Annotated in this window: 14 protein-coding genes and 1 riboswitch; of the genes, 4 read left to right on the forward strand and 10 right to left on the reverse strand. The window is 72.0% G+C overall.

Annotated elements, in window-relative coordinates:
• Positions 1 to 684: 684 nt before the first annotated feature.
• The 6 genes from FHX81_RS09115 to cobN all read right to left on the reverse strand — a co-directional run bounded on the left by FHX81_RS09115 (position 685) and on the right by cobN (position 10,453).
• Positions 685 to 1,716, reverse strand: a complete 1,032-nt coding sequence (locus tag FHX81_RS09115; RefSeq protein ID WP_141976898.1) for a LacI family DNA-binding transcriptional regulator — start codon at positions 1,714 to 1,716, stop codon at positions 685 to 687.
• Positions 1,713 to 3,137: a glycoside hydrolase family 1 protein gene (locus tag FHX81_RS09120; protein WP_246107710.1), complete on the reverse strand. Its 1,425-nt coding sequence runs from the start codon at positions 3,135 to 3,137 to the stop codon at positions 1,713 to 1,715. The genes FHX81_RS09115 and FHX81_RS09120 overlap by 4 nt, the downstream gene beginning before the upstream one ends.
• A gap of 2 nt (positions 3,138 to 3,139) precedes the next feature.
• Positions 3,140 to 4,039: a carbohydrate ABC transporter permease gene (locus tag FHX81_RS09125; protein ID WP_141976900.1), complete on the reverse strand. Its 900-nt coding sequence runs from the start codon at positions 4,037 to 4,039 to the stop codon at positions 3,140 to 3,142.
• Complete coding sequence (locus FHX81_RS09130; protein ID WP_141976902.1) at positions 4,039 to 5,043, reverse strand: carbohydrate ABC transporter permease; 1,005 nt, start codon at positions 5,041 to 5,043, stop codon at positions 4,039 to 4,041. Before FHX81_RS09130 ends, FHX81_RS09125 begins: the two co-directional genes overlap by 1 nt.
• Complete coding sequence (locus tag FHX81_RS09135; protein ID WP_141976904.1) at positions 5,043 to 6,329, reverse strand: ABC transporter substrate-binding protein; 1,287 nt, start codon at positions 6,327 to 6,329, stop codon at positions 5,043 to 5,045. The genes FHX81_RS09130 and FHX81_RS09135 overlap by 1 nt, the downstream gene beginning before the upstream one ends.
• A gap of 557 nt (positions 6,330 to 6,886) precedes the next feature.
• On the reverse strand, positions 6,887 to 10,453 hold the full coding sequence (cobN, locus tag FHX81_RS09140) for a cobaltochelatase subunit CobN (RefSeq protein WP_141976906.1): 3,567 nt from the start codon (positions 10,451 to 10,453) through the stop codon (positions 6,887 to 6,889).
• 34 nt (positions 10,454 to 10,487) lie between these two features.
• Positions 10,488 to 10,615: riboswitch (cobalamin riboswitch) on the reverse strand.
• A gap of 11 nt (positions 10,616 to 10,626) precedes the next feature.
• Between cobN and FHX81_RS09145 the strand changes: the two genes are divergently transcribed.
• The 3 genes from FHX81_RS09145 to cobJ are packed head-to-tail and all read left to right on the forward strand — an operon-like array spanning position 10,627 to position 13,714.
• Positions 10,627 to 11,637 carry a hypothetical protein gene (locus tag FHX81_RS09145; RefSeq protein ID WP_141976908.1) on the forward strand — a complete coding sequence of 337 codons (1,011 nt, stop codon included), beginning with the start codon at positions 10,627 to 10,629 and terminating at the stop codon, positions 11,635 to 11,637.
• A complete protein-coding gene (locus FHX81_RS09150) occupies positions 11,634 to 12,260 on the forward strand; it encodes a precorrin-8X methylmutase (protein WP_141976910.1) in 627 nt (208 codons plus the stop codon). Before FHX81_RS09145 ends, FHX81_RS09150 begins: the two co-directional genes overlap by 4 nt.
• Positions 12,257 to 13,714, forward strand: a complete 1,458-nt coding sequence (gene cobJ / locus FHX81_RS09155; protein WP_141976912.1) for a precorrin-3B C(17)-methyltransferase — start codon at positions 12,257 to 12,259, stop codon at positions 13,712 to 13,714. The genes FHX81_RS09150 and cobJ overlap by 4 nt, the downstream gene beginning before the upstream one ends.
• On the opposite strand, the gene FHX81_RS09160 is transcribed toward cobJ, so the two are convergent.
• A complete protein-coding gene (locus FHX81_RS09160) occupies positions 13,689 to 14,396 on the reverse strand; it encodes a cobalt-precorrin-6A reductase (RefSeq protein ID WP_211363435.1) in 708 nt (235 codons plus the stop codon). The genes cobJ and FHX81_RS09160 overlap by 26 nt on opposite strands.
• Positions 14,397 to 14,416: 20 nt before the next feature.
• Between FHX81_RS09160 and FHX81_RS09165 the strand changes: the two genes are divergently transcribed.
• Entirely contained in the window at positions 14,417 to 15,475 is a 1,059-nt protein-coding gene (locus FHX81_RS09165) for a cobalt-precorrin-5B (C(1))-methyltransferase (protein ID WP_141976914.1), read from the forward strand.
• A 5-nt stretch (positions 15,476 to 15,480) separates the two neighbouring features.
• On the opposite strand, the gene cobM is transcribed toward FHX81_RS09165, so the two are convergent.
• From cobM to FHX81_RS09180, 3 genes are read right to left on the reverse strand one after another with little or no spacing between them, the layout of a single operon-like run.
• Positions 15,481 to 16,224, reverse strand: a complete 744-nt coding sequence (cobM, locus tag FHX81_RS09170) for a precorrin-4 C(11)-methyltransferase (RefSeq protein WP_141976916.1) — start codon at positions 16,222 to 16,224, stop codon at positions 15,481 to 15,483.
• Entirely contained in the window at positions 16,221 to 17,369 is a 1,149-nt protein-coding gene (gene cbiE / locus FHX81_RS09175) for a precorrin-6y C5,15-methyltransferase (decarboxylating) subunit CbiE (RefSeq protein ID WP_141976918.1), read from the reverse strand. The genes cobM and cbiE overlap by 4 nt, the downstream gene beginning before the upstream one ends.
• A complete protein-coding gene (locus FHX81_RS09180; RefSeq protein WP_141976920.1) occupies positions 17,366 to 17,752 on the reverse strand; it encodes a pyridoxamine 5'-phosphate oxidase family protein in 387 nt (128 codons plus the stop codon). Before FHX81_RS09180 ends, cbiE begins: the two co-directional genes overlap by 4 nt.
• Positions 17,753 to 17,789: the final 37 nt, after the last annotated feature.

Genomic DNA, 17,789 nt, shown 5'->3' on the forward strand with positions numbered 1-17,789 from the left:
CGTGGTGGTGGTGCGGACCGGACCCGAGCGGACCGGGCCGGGCGGGAACGTGGGCCCGACGCGGACCGGGCGCGAGAAGTCCGGCTTCGGGAAATCCGCCCGCGCGGAGACCGGCTGCGCGGGCCGTACCCGCGGAGTTCGCGGCAGCGGGTGCTGTGGCTGCGAGTGCTGCGGCAGCGCCGGAAGTCGCGCTGGGACGGCGATTCGCACGGAATGCCCGGTTTCCCAACGATTCCGCCCCACCGCCCGGGCGACGCCGGCGTGGTCGCGCGTGGCGGGGCGCGCGTGGTCCGGACCAGCGGCCCGCGCGTCACCGGCGTGGCCCGGCGGGGCCGGTGCCGGCGAGGGCGGGGTGCGTCGGGCCATCGTGCTGCGCTCCTTTGCGCGGGGTGGGAGGAGGCGGCGGGCGAGTGGTTTTCCGCCTCCCCCCTGGCTGGGTGAAGTCAGGGGTCCGTGCGCCGGGGCCGTCGCGGCGTCCGGCCTGGGAGCGCTCCCAGAACGTGCAGGATTGGACGGTAGCCAGGCGGATCGGTCAGCGGCAATGGATCAGGCTTACGCCATCCGAGTGAAGTGCGCTGCGTGATCACGTCCGACCGTCGAACCCGGTCGAAACGGACGTCGAATCGCTTCGAAATGCCGCGACCCGGACCGAGGTCCGGGTCGCGGCAGTACTGGGAGCGAGGCTCAGGCGCTCGAACGAGTGACCATCGCCGTCGGCAGGAGCAGGAACGGCGGCAGGTTCTCCTCGCCCGCCAGCTCCGCCATGAGCCGCCACGTCATGGTGCGCCCCAGCTGCTCCACGTCCTGCCGGATCGTGGTCAGCGGCGGCACCGCGGTGGAGGCGATCATCAGGTCGTCGAACCCGACCACGGCCACGTCGTCGGGCACCTTCTTGCCGTGCGCGTGCAGGGTCTGCAACGCGCCCAGCGCCATGATGTCCGCGCCGACGAAGACCGCGTCCAGGTCCGGCGCCCGTTCGAGCAGGTCGGCCATGGCGACCGCGCCGCTCTCCGGGGTGAAGTCGCCGTACGCGACCAGATCGGTGTCGAGCCGTGCCTGGCTCAACCCGCGCTTCCAACCGGACAATCGGTCCATACCGACCGCCATGTCCCGTGGACCGGCGATGGTGCCGATCCGCTTCCGGCCCCGCGAGACCAGGTAGCGGGCCGCCTCCATGGCGCCGTTGAAGTTGTCCGAGTCCACATAGGGCACGCCACCCGCACCGAGGGGCCTGCCGCCGACGACGGTCGGCAGGCCCGCGTCGGCCAGGGTGCGGGGCAGCGGGTCCTGTCCGTGCAGGCTGATCACCAGCACGCCGTCCACGTGGCCGCCGCAGAGGTAGTTGACCAGGTCCTGCTCGTCGCCCTCCTTGCTCATCATGAGGACGAGCTGGACCCGCTTGCCCGCGAGTTCGGCGTGCACACCGCGGAGCACGCCGGCGAAGAACGGGTCGGCCAGCACGCGGCTGCCCTGCTCCGAGACGACCAGGGCGATGCAGTTGGCCCGGCTGCCCGCGAGCGTGCGGGCCGCCTGGTTCGGGCTGTACCCGAGCTTGCCGATGGCCTGGTGCACCGCCTCGCGCGCCCTGGAGCTGACGTACGGCTCGCCGTTGATCACCCGGGAAACGGTCGACTTGGACACCCCGGCTGCGCGAGCGACCTCCTCCAGCCGGGTGTTGGGTCGTCGCGTCTTGGGTGGGTCAACGGCATCGGTCACGGAGCGACCGTCGCCGCGAGAGCGTTGCCACGGGCAACCTGCGAGTACCACATGGCGCTCATCTTAGGCGTCCGCACCTGGGTCTCGTAGTCGACATGCACGATCCCGAACCGCTTGGCGTAACCCTCGGCCCATTCGAAGTTGTCCATGAGCGACCACGCGAAGTAACCGCGCAGGTCGACACCCGCCTCGATGGCCGCATGCGCCGCCCTGAGGTGCGACTCGATGTAACCGAGGCGCTCGGGGTCGTTGATCGACCCGTCGTCGTTGATCGAGTCGACGTACGCCGCGCCGTTCTCGGTGACGTACAGCGGGATGCTGGGGTAGTCCTCGTGCACCCGCTTGAGCACCTTGAAGAGGCCGTCCGGCTGCACCTCCCAGTCCATCGCGGTGCGCGGCAGGCCCCGGCTGGGGAACGACACGTGCTCCGCGCCGACCCACGGTGACCCGGTCGGGCGACGGCCGTTGTCCACCACCCCGGAATCAGAAGACGCTGCTTCGGGCTCGGGGGTGTTGCTGACGAAGTGCTCGGCGTAGTAGTTCACGCCCAGCTGGTCCAGCGGCGCGGAGATGATCTCCAGGTCGTTCTCGCGGATGTGCTTGGAGAAGCCGTACGGCTCCAGGTCCTCCACGATGTCCGCCGGGTACTCACCCTTGAACAGCGGGTCCAGGAAGATCCGGTTCTGCAGGCCGTCGAGCCGGCGCGCGGCGTCGAGGTCGCCCGGGTCGTCCGGGTTCGCCGGGATGATCGGGTACATGTTCAGCGTGATGCCGACCTTGGCGTTGGGCGCCTGGTCCCGGATCGCCGCGGTGGCCAGGCCGTGCGCCAGCAGCAGGTGGTGCACCGCCGCGACAGCGGCCTCCGGCTCCTGGCGGCCGGGCGCGTGCACGCCGGCGGCGTAGCTGAGCAGCGACGAGCACCACGGCTCGTTGAGCGTGGTCCAGTTCTCCACCCGGTCACCCAGGGCGCCGACGACCGACTCGGCGTACTCCGCGAAGCGGTACGCGGTGTCCCGGTTGGCCCAGCCGCCCTCGTCCTCGAGGGTCTGCGGGAGGTCCCAGTGGTAGAGCGTCAGCCACGGGGTGATGTTGTTCTCGAGCAGCTTGTCGACCAGCCGGGAGTAGAAGTCCAGGCCGGCCTGGTTCACCGGACCGGCGTCGGGCCGGATGCGGGGCCACGCGGTGGAGAACCGGTAGGCGTGCAACCCGAGGTCGACCATCAGCTGGACGTCTTCGTCGACGCGGTAGTAGTGGTCGGCCGCGGGATCACCCGTGTCACCGCCCACGACCGCGCCGGGGATCTTGCAGAACGTGTCCCAGATGGACGCGGTGCGACCGTCCGCGGTGGTCGCGCCTTCGATCTGGAACGCCGCGGTCGCGGCGCCCCACACGAATCCCTCGGGAAAGGAAATCGACTCCACAGCTACCCCTTCACAGCACCCTGCATGATCCCGGCGACGATCTGCCGACCGAGTACGAGGAAGACGATCAGAATCGGGACCGTGGCCATCGTGGTCCCGGCGAGCACGAGCGTTTTGTCGACGTAGTAGCCGCTCTGCAACTTCTCCAGGGCGACCTGCATCGTCGGGTTGTCCGCGTTGAGCACGATCAACGGCCAGAGGAAGTCGTTCCACGACATCATGAACGTGAAGATGCCCAGCATGGCGGCGGCCGGGCGCACCGCGGGCAGGCACACGTGCCAGAACGTGCGGATCATGCTGCACCCGTCCATGCGGGCCGCCTCGATCAGCTCGTCGGGCACGGCGTCGGCGATGTACTGGCGCATCCAGAACACGCCGAACGCGGTCACCAGGTTGGGGACGATGACCGCGCCGAGGGTGCCGGACCAGCCGTACTCCGCCATCACCATGTAGAGCGGGATGATGCCGAGCTGGGTGGGCACGGCGAGCGTGGCGACCACGAACACCATCAGCGGACCGCGGCCCTTGAACCTCAGCTTGGCGAACGCGAACCCGGCCAACGTCGAGAGCACCACCACGGAGACCGTGACGGTGCCGGAGACGATGACGCTGTTGCCCAGCGCCTTCCAGAACGGGATGGTGTCGAGCACCCGACCCGCGTTGACGAAGAAGTTGCCGCCGGGCAGCAGGGGCGCCTCGGCGGTGAACGTCGCGTCGTCGTGGCTCGCCACGAGGAACGACCAGTAGAACGGGAACGCCGACCCGAGGATGAACGCGATCAGGATCCCGTAGACGGTGAAGCCCGGACGCCGCTCGGACAGCGAGACGGCCTTCGAGCGCCTGCGCTTCGCGGGCTTGGGCGGAGCGGCGCTCGGCGCCGGGCGATCGGTGATGGTGGCCATCACGCCTCCCCACTGGACGCGAGCCGGCGGGTGAGCAGGAAGTTGATCCCCGCGATCGCGATGATGACGATGAACAGCACCCAGGCCATCGCCGAGGCGTAGCCGAGGTCCTGGCTCTGGAAGCCGGCTTGGTACATGTAGAGCACGACCGTCTGGTACTGGTTGGTCGCACCGCCGTTGGCGCCCGCCGAGGGCGAGAACAGCAGCGGCTCGGTGAAGATCTGCAGGCCGCCGATCGTCGAGGTGACGATCACGAAGATCAGGGTCGGCCGCAGCATCGGCAGCGTGATGCTGAAGAACTGGCGCGCCTTGCTCGCGCCGTCGACCCACGCCGCCTCGTACACGTCACGCGGGATCGCCTGCATGGCGGCCAGCACGATCAGGGCGTTGTAGCCCGTCCAGCGCCAGTTGACCATGGTCGCGATGGCGACGTGGCTCCACCAGCGCTCGGCCTGCCAGTCGATCCGGTCGAAGCCGAAGAACTCGACGACGTTGTTGATCGTGCCGTACTGCACGCCGAACAGGTCGCCGAAGATGATGGTCAGGGCGACGAGGCTGGCCACGTAGGGCAGCAGCACGCCCATCCGCCAGCCGGTCCGCCCGCGCAGGGCGGTGTTGAGCAGCGCGGCCAGCAGCACCGCGATGATGACCTGCGGGATCGTGGAGATCGCGAAGATGCTGAACGTGTTGACCATCGCGTTCCAGAACTGCGAGTCGGCCAACAGCGTGGAGTAGTTGTCGATGCCCACGAAGGGCTGCTCGTCCGCGCCCAGCTCCCACTCGAACAGCGAGATGTAGGCCGTGTAGAGCAGCGGGAACAGACCCACCGCGGCGAACAGCACGAAGAACGGGGCGATGTAGAGGTAGGGCGAGACCTTCACGTCCAGGTTCGTGAGCCGGTAGCGCCAGCTCAGCTTGCCCGGACCGATGTCATCGTTGTCGTCGCGCCGCGGCGGGCGGGGCTCGGAGCCCCGCCCGCGCGCAACCGAAAGCTCGGTCGTCATTACTTGGCAGCCTTCTTGGCCCCATCGACGACCTTGTTCCAAGCCTCCTCAGGCGAGGTGCCCTGCTCGACCGAGGTCAGCGCCGGGGACACGACGTTGTCCTGGATCTCGCCGTCCTTCGGGCCCTTGTACTGGGCCGCCGCGACCTTGTTCGCCTGCTCGGAGAACAGCAGGCCGACCTTCTCGCCGCCGAAGTACTCGCTGGTCTGGTTGAGCAGCTCGGGGGAGATCAGCGCCTGGGTCTGGCTCGGGAAGGTGCCCTTGGCCTTGAACGCCTTGATCTGCTGCTCCGGCGCGGTCAGCCACGCGGCCAGCTTGGCGGCCTCGGCCTTGTTCTTGCCCTGCTTCGGGACGGTCAGGAACGAGCCGCCCCAGTTGCCGCCGCCGCCGGGGAACGCCGCGGTGACGGCCCACTTGCCCTTGTGCTCGGGACCGGCGTTGCCCTCGATGACACCCAGCATCCAGGACGGGCAGGTCTTGGTGGCGAAGGCCGACTCCTTGAAGCCCTTCTGCCACTCCGGGCTCCACGCGGAGAGCTTGGCCGACTGGCCGCGCGCGACCGCGCCGGTGACCTGGTCCCAGACCTTCTTGTCGTCGTTGGTCTCGATCACGAGCTTGTCGTCGCGGTCGAAGTAGCCGGTCTCGTTCTGGTTGTGCATCGGGTTGAAGATCTGGGCGGCCGAGTCGAACCACGGCTTGCCGGTCTTCTGCACGTAGGTGTCACCGGCCTGGAAGTACGAGTCCCAGGTGGCGAACAGGGCCTTGACACCCTCGGAGTCGGACGGCAGGCCGGCGGCCTCCAGCATGTCCTTGCGGTAGCACATGGCCAGCGGGCCGATGTCGGTGCCGTAGCCGATGAGCTTGTCGTCCTTGGTGGTGACCGCGTCGACCTTCCACTGCAGCCAGCGGTCCTCGCGGACGTCCTTCGGGCCGATCTCCTTGAGGTCCTCGAACTGGCCCGACTTGGCCATGACCTGGCTCAGGAAGCCCTCTTCGACGGCCTCGACGTCGGCGAGGCCGGAGCCCGCGCCCAGCTTGGTGAACAGGTTCTGGTGGTGCGGCGCGGCCTGGCCGGTCTTGCGCTGCGTGACCTTGACGTTCGGGTTCGCGGCTTCGTACTCCTTGAGGAGCTCCTCGTACCCGAACTCGTTGAAGGTCGCGATGGTCAGCTCGACCTTGCCGTCGGACGACCCTCCGGACCCTCCCGAGCCACAGGCCGTGGCAACAGCAGCGAGCACTGCGGTGCAGGCCAGGACTTTGGCCAAGCCTGCTCGACGGTAGCGCACGAGAACTCCTCAGTTGATCGGCGGTGAACGTTCTGGGAGCGCTCCCAGGTTTTGGGGGAGTGTGGTTCGCGCCACGGAGTTGTGTCAAGCTCCCGTGTCCGCGCTGTTACCGACGTTGCGACGTTTGCCCTGCTGGACCGATTCTGCTAGCGGTGTGCGCCGTAGTCCGTTCAGGCACTGTTCGTAGACCGGTCGGACACGCTCGGTTCATCTCCGAGCCGAACGGCCCGGAAAAGATTCACGAGTCGCGAACCCACTCTCCCGGCACCAGTCTGCACCGGAAGTGTGCACATGTCCGCCATCACCCCACCGCGAGTCGCGAACCGGGGGCGGCGGAGTGGTCCGGTCGGGTTGCGCGAGTCGGCCGGCCGGGTGGTGTGCACCGGCCGGCCGAGTCACCTCCGACCGGTCTCCGGGACGTGCTGAGACGTCCATTCAGGACCAATGGTCCGCGGGGCTGTTTCGTCACGCGCGCGGACGCGCGGAATATAGGGGTACCCCTCTTTACCGGCGCGTTTCCGAGACGTTATCGGACGCGTCCGCGCGGGCGCGCCGGGTCAGCGACCGTCCTCCAGGTCGCCCTCGGTTTCCAGGTACGCCTTTTGCAGCGCGTCCAGCGTCTCCGGTTCCGGGTGCTCCCACATACCCCGGTTGGCCGCTTCCAGCAGCCGTTCGGAGATGCCGTGCAGCGCCCACGGGTTGGACCGCTCCAGGAACTCCCGGTTCACCGGGTCCAGCACGTAGGTCGCCGCGAGCTGCTCGTACATCCAGTCGGCGACCACGCCGGTGGTGGCGTCGTAGCCGAACAGGTAGTCGACGGTCGCGGCGAGTTCGAACGCGCCCTTGTACCCGTGCTTGCGCATGGCGGCCAACCACCGCGGGTTGACCACCCGGGCGCGGAAGATCCGGTTCGTTTCCTCGTGCAGCGTCCGGGTGCGCACGGCATCGGGTCGCGTGCTGTCGCCGACATATGCCGCGGGCGCTTTTCCGGTCAACGCGCGCACGGTGGCGATCATCCCGCCGTGATATTGGAAGTAGTCGTCGGAATCGGCGATGTCGTGTTCGCGGGTGTCGATGTTCTTCGCCGCGACCGCGATGCGCTTGTAGGCGCTCTCCATCGCCGGGCGCGCTTCGACGCCGTCGAGTTCGCGGCCGTAGGCGTAGCCGCCCCACACCGCGTACACCTCGGCGAGATCGGCGTCGTCCCGCCAGTTCCGGCTGTCGATCAACGGGAGCAGGCCGGCGCCGTACGCGCCCGGTTTGCTGCCGAAGATGCGCATTGTCGCGCGACGCGGGTCGTTGTGCTGCGCGAGGTCGGCTTGGGCGTGCGCGCGGACGTAGTTGTCCGACGCCGACTCGTCCAGGTTCGCCACCAGTCGCACAGCGTCATCGATCAGTGCCACCACGTGCGGGAACGCATCGCGGAAGAAGCCGCTCACGCGGACCGTGACGTCGATTCGCGGTCGGTTCAACTCGTCGAGCCCGATCACTTCCAGACCGGTCACCCGACGGGACTGGTCGTCCCATTCGGGCCGGACGCCCAGCAGCGCGAGCACCTCGGCGATGTCGTCGCCGGCGGTCCGCATCGCGCTGGTTCCCCAGACCGACAGGCCCACCGACGGCGGCCACTCCCCCGTGTCCGCGCGGTAGCGCTCCAGCAGCGACTCGGCCATGGCCTGACCGGTCTCCCAGGCCAGCCGGGACGGCACCGCCTTGGGGTCGACCGAGTAGAAGTTCCGGCCGGTCGGCAGCACGTTCACCAGGCCGCGCAGCGGCGAACCGCTGGGACCGGCCGGGACGTAGCCGCCGTCGAGGGCGTGCAGCACGTTGGTCAGCTCGTCGGTGGTGCGGGCGAGCCGGGGCACGACCTCCAGCGCGGCGAACTCCAGGATGCGCGCCACGTCCTCGTCGTCGGTGAGCGCCCGGGCCGCGTTCACGTCCCAATTGGCGTCTTCCATCGCTTGGACGAGCGCGCGGGCCCGTTCCTCGACGCGGTCGGTGGCGGTCCGGTCGTTGCCCGCCTCCGCCAGGCCCAGCGCCTCGCGCAGGCCGGGCAGCGCGGCGACCTCGCCCGCCCACATCTGCTTGGCCTGCAGGATCGACAGCACCAGGTTGACCCTGGTCTCCCCGGTGGGCGCGACGCCCAGCACGTGCAGGCCGTCGCGGATCTGGACGTCCTTGACCTCGCACAGCCAGCCGTCGACGTGCAGGATCAGGTCGTCGAACCCGTCGTCCTGCGGCCGGTCGGAGATGCCCAGGTCGTGGTCGAGCTTGGCGGCCTGGATGAGGGTCCAGATCTGGGCCCGGATCGCCGGCAGCTTCGCCGGGTCCATCGCGGCGATGGTGCCGTGCTCGTCCAGCAGCTGCTCCAGCCGGGCGATGTCGCCGTAGCTGTCGGCCCGGGCCATCGGCGGCACGAGGTGGTCGACCAGGGTGGCGTGCGCCCGCCGCTTCGCCTGCGTGCCCTCACCGGGGTCGTTGACCAGGAACGGGTAGACCAGCGGCAGGTCGCCCAGCGCCGCGTCCGGCCCGCAGCCCGCCGACATGCCGACGGTCTTGCCGGGCAGCCACTCCAGGTTGCCGTGCTTGCCCACGTGCACCACGGCGTCGGCGCCGAACTCGTCCTCCAGCCACCGGTAGGCGGCCAGGTAGTGGTGGCTCGGCGGCAGGTCCGGGTCGTGGTAGATCGCGATCGGGTTCTCGCCGAAGCCGCGCGGCGGCTGCACCATGACCACGACGTTGCCCGAGCGCAGCGCGGCGAGCACGATCTCGCCGTCGGGGTCCTTCGACCGGTCCACGAACAGCTCGCCGGGCGCCTCGCCCCAGTGCCGCTCCATCTCGTGGCGGGTGTCCTCGGGCAGGGTGGCGTACCACGAGCGGTAGCGGGCCGCCGGCAACCGCACGGGGTTGCCCTCGAACTGCTCGGCGGTGAGCCAGTCGGCGTCCTGGCCGCCCGCGGCGATCAGCGCGTGGATCAGCGCGTCGCCGTCGAGGTCGGCCACGCCCGGCAGCTCGTCGCCGATGTCGTAGCCGCGCTCCCGCATCGCGGCCAGCAGCCGCACGACGCTGGCCGGCGTGTCCAGGCCGACCGCGTTGCCGATCCGCGAGTGCTTGGTCGGGTAGGCCGACAGCATCACCGCGATGCGCCGTTCGGCCGGCGGGATGTGCCGCAGCCTGCCGTGGCGCACGGCGATGCCCGCGACCCGGGCGGCGCGTTCGGGGTCGGCGACATACACGGTCAGGCCGTCCTCGTCGACCTCCTTGAACGAGAACGGCACCGTGATGATCCGGCCGTCGAACTCGGGGATCGCGACCTGGGTGGCGGTGTCCAACGGGGACAGTCCGTCGTCGTTCTCGTCCCACGCGGCGCGGCTGCTGGTCAGGCACAGGCCCTGGAGGACGGGGATGTCGAGGGCGGCCAGGGCGCCCACGTCCCACGCGTCGTCGTCGCCACCGGCGGACGCGGTGGCGGGCCTGGTCCCGCCCGCCGCGAGGACCGTGACGACCAGGGCGTCGGCTGTGCCCAGTTCGGCCAGCAGCTCGGCCTCCGCGGCACGCAGCGAGGCGCAGTAGATGGGCAGCGGGCGGCCGCCCTTGGCCACGATGGCGTCGCACAGGGCGTGCACGAACGCCGTGTTCCCGGCCACGTGGTGGGCGCGGTAGTACAGCACCGCGATGGTCGGCCCCTCGACCTCGTCCCGCCGCTCCAGCCGGCCCCAGGTGGGCGTCGGCTCCGGCGGCGCGAACCCGTGACCGGTGAGCAGCACCGTGTCGGACAGGAAGCGGTGGAGCTGGGCGAGGTTGTCCGCGCCGCCGTGCGCCAGGTACGCGTGCGCCTCGGCGCAGACACCGCCGGGCACGGTCGACAGCTCCATCAGCGGCGCGTCCGGGTTCTGCTCACCGCCCAGCACGACGACCGGCAGGCCGCGGGCGAGCAGCCAGTCCAGCCCCTCCTCCCACATCCGGCGACCGCCGAGGATGCGCACGACGACCAGCTCGGCGCCGTCCACCAGCGCCGGGAGGTCGTCCACGGCGGTGCGGGCGGGGTTGGCCAGGCGGTAGTCGGCGCCACTCGCGCGGGCGGACAGCAGGTCCGTGTCGGAGGTCGACAACAGCAGGATCACGTGCGGGCTCCATCCCTCGGGGGTCCTCGCCCCGGTCGTAGGGGACGGCGAGCGGAGTTCCTGACTCCCGGGCTCCCCCGGTCACAGTGGCGGGACCGCGCCGGATTCACACCGGCTTCCTCCTGCTGCTTCGCCGTTCGGAGGTCACCCTAACGGCAGTTAGCATCCAATCCATGCCCAGCGAGCGAGTTCGCCCGGACGCCTGCCCCGGAGCCGTCGACGTGCACCAGGCCGCCGACGGCGGGTTGGCGCGCGTGCGGGTGCCCGGCGGGACGTTGAGCGCGGCGCAGGTCGACGTGCTCCGGGGCGCCGCGATCGACCTGGGCGACGGCGTCCTGGAGTTGACCTCGCGGGCGAACCTGCAGATCAGGGGCTTGGCGCCGGGGGCGGAGCACGAGCTGGGCGCGCGGCTGCGCGACGCCGGCCTGCTGCCCTCGATGACGCACGAGCGGATGCGCAACATCATCGCCGCGCCGCTGGAGGACAACCAGGCGCTGGTCGACGCGATCGACGCCGCGTTGTGCCGGGTGCCGGAGCTGGCGTCCCTGCCCGGCCGGTTCCTGGTCACGGTGGGTGGCGCGGTCAGCGGCCTGGCGGGTGACATCGGGCTCGTCGGTGACGCGTTGTTCCTGGCAGGCCACGATTCAGGGCTGCGCGTGGCCGACCCGGTCGCGGCGGTGGTGACCGCCGCGCGGGTGTTCGGCGAGGTTCGCGGCGAGGCGTGGCGGCTGTCCGAAGTGGACGGCGGTGTGCGGAAGATCACGGCGGCGTTGGGCGTTCCGGGTGACGCCCGGATCGAACCGGGTGTGACGCCCGTCGCACCCGGCGTGCGCGGTCCGGTGGTCGTGGCGGGCGTGCCGCTGGGGCGCTGGGACGCCCGGCTGCTCGCCGGCGTGCCTGTGCGGCTGACGCCGTGGCGGAGCGTCGTGCTGCCCGCCGGTAGCGACACCGCGGGCCTGTTCACCTCGCCGGACTCGCCGTGGCACGGCGTCAGCGCGTGCACCGGCCGGCCGGGGTGCGCGAAGTCGTTGGCCGACGTGCGCGCCGACGCGGCCCGCTGGGTCGAGACCCGGACCGCGCCGGGCCGGGCGCACTGGTCGGGCTGCGGACGCCGGTGCGGGCGACCGGCGGGCGACGTGGTGGAGTTCGTCGCGACCGGCGACGCCTACGAGGAGATCAGGTGACCAGCTACGTCAAGGACGGCGCGGAGATCTACCGCCGTTCCTTCGCCACCATCCGCGCCGAGGCAGACCTGGCGCGGTTCCCGTCGGACGTGGCCCGGGTGGTGGTGCGGATGATCCACGCCTGCGGGATGGTCGACCTGGTGTCGGACGTCGACTTCTCGCCGCACGTGGTGCGCGACGCGCGGGCCGCGCTGCTGGCCGGCGCGCCGATCCTGTGCGACGCGCAGATGGTCGCGGCGGGCGTGACGCGGCGTCGGCTGCCCGCGGACAACGAGGTCGTGTGCGCGTTGGGCGACCCGCGCGTGCCGGGACTGGCGGCCGAGCTGGGCAACACCCGCAGCGCGGCGGCCCTGGAGCTGTGGGGCGACAAGCTGGACGGCGCGGTGGTCGCCATCGGCAACGCGCCGACCGCGTTGTTCCACCTGCTGGACCTGGTCGCGGCGGGTGCGCCCCGACCCGCCGCCGTGCTGGGCGTGCCGGTCGGGTTCATCGGCGCGGCGGAGTCGAAGGACGCGCTGGCGGCCAACGCCCTGGGGTTGGAGTACCTGGTCGTGCGCGGTCGGCGGGGTGGCAGCGCCATGACCGCGGCGGCGCTCAACGCGATCGCGAGCGAGGAAGAATGACGGGCAGGCTGTACGGGGTCGGGGTGGGTCCGGGCGACCCGGAGCTGGTGACCGTCAAGGCGGCGCGGCTGATCGGCGAGGCGGACGTGGTCGTCTTCCACAGCGCGCGGCACGGCCGCAGCGTGGCGCGCCGGATCGCCGCCCCCTACCTGCGGGACGGGCAGATCGAGGAGCAGCTCGTCTACCCGGTCACGACCGAGGACTCCGACGACTACCAGGGCGAGATCGACGCGTTCTACGAGGAGTGCGCGGCGCGGTTGGCCGCGCACCTGGACGCGGGGCGCACGGTGGTCGTGCTGGCGGCCGGCGACCCGTTCTTCTACGGCTCCTACATGCACCTGCACAAGCGGCTGGCGCACCGGTACGAGGCCGAGGTCGTGCCCGGCGTGACGTCGGTGAGCGCGGGCGCGGCGGTGATCGGGCGGCCGCTGGTGGAGCGGGACGAGGTGCTGACCGTGCTGCCGGGCACGCTGTCGGCGGACGCGCTGGTCGAGCACCTGGCGGGCGGCGACCCGGTGGCGATCATGAAGCTGGGTCGGACGTTCCCGCAGGTGCGCGAGGCGTTGGCGCGGGCGGGCCGGTTCGACGAGGCCTGGTACGTGGAGCGGGCGACGACCGGCGCGCAGCGCACCGCGCCGCTGTCCGAAGTGGACGCCGAGGGCGTGCCGTACTTCTCGTTGGCGTTGCTGCCGAGCAAGCCCGTCCAACGGCCGACGGGCCTGGGCGAGGTCGTGGTGGTGGGGCTCGGCCCGGCCGGGCCGGAGTGGTTGACGCCGCAGGCGCGGCGGGCGCTGGCGGAGGCGGACGACCTGGTCGGGTACGTGACCTACCTGGACCGGGTGCCGGTGAACCCGCGCCAGCGACGGCACGCGTCGGACAACAAGGTCGAGGCGGAACGGGCCGCGTTCGCGCTGGACCTGGCCAAGCGGGGGCGGCGGGTCGCGGTGGTGTCGTCGGGCGACCCGGGTGTGTTCGCGATGGCCAGCGCGGTGCTGGAGGTGGCGGACGAGGAGCAGTTCGCGGACGTGCCGGTGACCGTGCTGCCGGGCATGACCGCGGCGCACGCGGTGGCCAGCCGGGTCGGCGCGCCGCTGGGGCACGACTACTGCGTGGTGTCGCTGTCGGACCGGCTCAAGCCGTGGGACGTGATCGAGGAGCGGCTGGAGGCCGCGGCGCGGGCCGACCTGGTGCTGGCGATCTACAACCCGGCGTCGCGCAGCCGCACGTGGCAGGTGGACAAGGCGCGGGACGCGCTGCTGCGGCACCGCTCCCCCGACACGCCGGTGGTCGTCGGGCGCGACGTCGGCGGGCCGGAGGAGTCCGTGCGGGTGGTGCGGCTGGCCGACCTGGACTCGTCCACCGTGGACATGCGGTGCCTGCTGCTGGTCGGGTCGTCGCAGACGAAGGTCGGCGCGCGGGGCGCGGTGTTCACCCCGCGTCGCTACCCGCGGTGACCCAGTCGACGGCCTCGGCCACCGTTGCCACCAGCGGCGCGGGCGGTGGCGGTGGCCGGCGCACGACGACGACCGGGATGCCGAGGTGACGGGCGGCGGTCAGCTTGGCCGCCGTCATCGGGCCGCCGCTGTCCTTGGTGACCAGCACCTCGACCCGGTGCTCCCGCATCAGCGCCAGCTCGCCGTCCACTGTGTACGGTCCGCGGTCCAGGACGAGGTGCAGGCGCGGGTTCGGCGGGTCGGGCGGGTCGACCGTGCGCGCGACGCCGGCGGTGAACGCGGCCAGCTCCTGCCGCCCGGTGGTGATGAACGCCCGGCGGCCGGCGACGAGCGCGGCGGCCTCGGTGACGCTGTCCACGTACCGCCAGCCGTCCTCGGGCGGCCAGCCGGGACGGCGCAGCACCAGGAACGGCGTGCCGGTCGCGGTGGTGGCGGCCAGCGCGTTGGCGGTGATGCGGTCGGCGAACGGGTGGGTGGCGTCCACGACGGCGTCCACGCGTTCGGCCCGCAGGTAGGCCACGAGGCCGTCCACACCGCCGAAGCCGCCGACGCGGACCTGCCCCACCGGCAGCTTCGGGTCCGCCACCCGGCCCGCCAGCGACGAGATCACGCGGACGCCGGTGAGCGCGGCGGCCAGCGCGCGGGCCTCGCCGGTGCCACCCAGTACCAGCACGGTCTTCACGGCTGTTGCATCCTGTCGTCGTGAGCACGAACCTGCGCTTCGGCTGGACCACCGGCGCCTGCGCCACCGCCGCGACCACGGCGGCGTACACGGCGTTGCTCACCGGCGGGTTCCCCGACCCGGTCGGGATCGTGCTGCCGAAGGGCCAGACGCCGACCTTCGCCCTGGCGCGCGAGGAGCTGGGCGGGGACCGGGCGTTCGCCGCCATCGTGAAGGACGCGGGCGACGACCCGGACGTCACGCACCTCGCGCTGGTCGGGGCGCAGGTGCGGCACGGCGCGCCGGGCAGCGGCGTGGTGTTCGAGGCCGGGCCCGGGGTCGGCACGGTGACCAAGCCGGGCCTGCCGCTGCCGGTGGGCGAGCCGGCCATCAACCCGGTGCCGCGGCGGATGATGCGCGAGCACGTCGCGCGGGTCGCGGCCGAGCACGGCGGCACCGGTGACGTGGTCGTGTCGATCTCGGTCGAGCACGGCGAGGAGCTGGCGCGCAAGACCTGGAACCCCCGGCTGGGCATCCTGGGCGGGCTGTCGATCCTGGGCACGACCGGGATCGTGGTGCCGTACTCGTGCTCGGCGTGGATCGACAGCATCCGGCGCGGCATCGACGTGGCGCGGGCGCAGGGCTACGAGCACGTGGCCGGGTGCACCGGCAGCACGTCGGAGAAGGTCGCGGCGACGCTGCACGGGCTGCCCGAGGACGCGTTGCTGGACATGGGCGACTTCGCCGGCGCGGTGCTGAAGTACCTGCGCCGCCACCCCGTGCCGCGGCTGACCGTCGCGGGCGGGATCGGGAAGCTGTCCAAGCTGGCGGACGGGCACCTGGACCTGCACTCGGGGCGTTCCCAGGTCGACCTGGGCTTCCTCGCGTCCCTCGTGGACGACCCCGCGACGGCAGCGGCGGTGCTCGACGCGAACACCGCGCTCGGCGCGCTCCAGGTGTGCCAGGCGGCGGGCGTGCCGCTGGGCGACCTGGTGGCGGCGAAGGCCAAGGCCACGGCGGACGACGTGCTGCGCGGCGCGCCGGTCACCGTGGACGTGATCGTGATCGACCGCGCGGGAGCAGTGGTCGGGCGCGCCTGACCTCGTCACGAGCGGCTGCGGGTGATGGAGTACAGGTGGCTGTCGGGGAAGCCCTCGGCGGTCAGCACCCGGCCCACGACGATGACGGCGGTGCGCCGCACGCCCGCCGCCCGCACCTGGTCGGCGATGTCGGCCAGGGTGCCGCGCAGGATCAGCTCGTCGTCGCGGCTCGCGCGGGCCACCACGGCGACCGGGCAGTCCGCGCCGTAGTTCGGCAGCAGGTCGGCCACGACCTCCAGGATCCGCTGCACGGCCAGGTGCAGCACGATCGTGGCCCCGGCCTTGCCCAGCGTCGCCAGGTCCTCCCCCGGCGGCATCGGGGTGGCACGGGCCGCGGTGCGGGTCAGGATCACCGTCTGCCCGACGCCCGGCACGGTCAGCTCGCGGTGGAGCGACGCGGCGGCGGCGGCGAAGGCGGGCACGCCCGGGGTCACGTCGTAGGCGATGCCCAGCGCGTCCAGCCGGCGCATCTGCTCGGCCATCGCGCTGAACACCGACGGGTCGCCGGAGTGCAGGCGGGCCACGTCGTGGCCGGCGGCGTGCGCGGCGGCGAGCTCGGCCGTGATCTCGTCGAGGTCCAGGTTCGCGGTGTCGACCAGGCGCGCGTCGGGCGGGCAGTGCTCCAGCACCTCGGCCGGTACCAGCGCGCCCGCGTACAGGCAGACCGGCGACCCGGCGATGAGCCGCGCCGCCCGCAGGGTGAGCAGGTCGGGCGCGCCGGGCCCGGCGCCGATGAAGTGGACGGTCACGAACGCTCCTTGGTCACTAGCCAGGTGGTCACGGGCATCTGCGGGCGCCAGCCGGTGAACCCGCCGATCGCGGTCGCCCGGCTCACCTCGATCCGGCTGAGGTCGCCGCCCAGCCTGCCGTGCCACCGGGTCAGCACGGCCTCCGACTCCAGCGTCACGGCGTTGGCCACCAGCCGCCCGCCGGGCCGCACCGCGTCCCAGCAGCGCTCGACGACGCCCTCGGCGGTGAGGCCGCCGCCGATGAACACCGCGTCGGGTGGTTCCAGGTCGAGCGCACCCGGCGACGAGCCGACGACGACCTCGATGCCCGGCACGCCCAGCGCGGTCGCGTTGCGCGTGATGCGGGCGGCGCGCTCGGGGTGCCGCTCCACGGCGATGGCCCGGCAGCTCGGGTGGGTCCGGCACCACTCGACGGCGATGCTGCCCGCGCCCGCGCCGACGTCCCACAACAGCTCGCCGGGACGCGGCGCGAGCAGCGCCAACGTCACCGCGCGCACCTCGCGCTTGGTCAGCTGCCCGTCGTGCTCGAACGAGTCGTCCGGCCGTCCCGGCGTCACCGACGCGCCGTCCGCCCCGCACTCGACCGCGAGCACGTGCAACGGGTCGGCGTCGTCGAGCGAGTGGTGGACGCGTTCCGCCGGCCCGCCCAGCTGCTCCAGCACGGTCAGCCGCGCGTCCGGTGCCAGCGCGGCGACCTCGCGCGGGTCCGCGCCGAGCACCAGCACGCGCCGTCCCGGGTGCAGGTGCGGCACGACGAGCGCGGCGGGCTTGCCCACCAGGCTCACCACGCCCACGTCGTCCAGCGCCCAGCCGAGGCGGGCGCACGCCAACGACACCGACGACGGGTGCGGCAGCACGCGGACCCGCTCCGCGCCCAGCAGCCGCACCAGGGTGGTGCCGATGCCGTGGAACATGGGGTCGCCGCTGGCCAGCACGCCCACCCGGCGGCCGGCGTGGCGCTCCAGCAGACCCGGCAGCGCGGGCACCAGCGGCGACGGCCAGGGCACCCGGTCGAACCCGCCGGGTACCAGGTCGAGCTGGCGGGCGCTGCCCATCAGCACCTCGCACGATTCGATCTCGTGCCGGGACGCGGGCGGCAGGCCGTCCCAGCCGTCGGCGCCGATGCCGATGACCGTGACGCTCACACCGTGCCCAGGACGCGGGTGACGGCGATCTCGATCACCACGCGGTCCGGGTTGGGCCGGGGCGTGCGGTAGCGGTCGGCGTAGCGGCGCTCGGCGTCCCGGACCGCTTCCGGCTCCTGGCGGACGACGGCCCGACCCTCCAGCGTCGACCAGCGACGACCGTCCACTTGGCACACGGCGACGCGCGCCTCGCCGGCCGCGAGGATCTGCCGCGCCTTGTGCGACCTGCGGGAGGTGATCACCCGGGCCGTGGCGGTCTCCACGTCCAGCGTGACGCCGACCGGCACGACGTGCGGCGTGCCGTCCGGGCGGATCGTGGTCAGCGTGCACAGGTGGCGCTCGGTCCAGAACGCGCGGAAGTCCTCGCCCTTGCTCGACAACATGCGTGCATCATGCGGCACGCACCGGCTATCGTGGAAA

Source organism: Saccharothrix saharensis, assembly GCF_006716745.1.
Taxonomy (GTDB): domain Bacteria; phylum Actinomycetota; class Actinomycetes; order Mycobacteriales; family Pseudonocardiaceae; genus Actinosynnema; species Actinosynnema saharense.

Coding starts and splice junctions, on each gene's coding strand:
- FHX81_RS09125 (WP_141976900.1), bottom strand. CDS start 4,039: ATGGCCACCATCACCGATCGCCCGGCGCCGAGCGCCGCTCCGCCCAAG.
- cobJ (WP_141976912.1), top strand. CDS start 12,257: ATGACGGGCAGGCTGTACGGGGTCGGGGTGGGTCCGGGCGACCCGGAG.
- FHX81_RS09130 (WP_141976902.1), bottom strand. CDS start 5,043: ATGACGACCGAGCTTTCGGTTGCGCGCGGGCGGGGCTCCGAGCCCCGC.
- FHX81_RS09145 (WP_141976908.1), top strand. CDS start 10,627: ATGCCCAGCGAGCGAGTTCGCCCGGACGCCTGCCCCGGAGCCGTCGAC.
- FHX81_RS09180 (WP_141976920.1), bottom strand. CDS start 17,752: ATGTTGTCGAGCAAGGGCGAGGACTTCCGCGCGTTCTGGACCGAGCGC.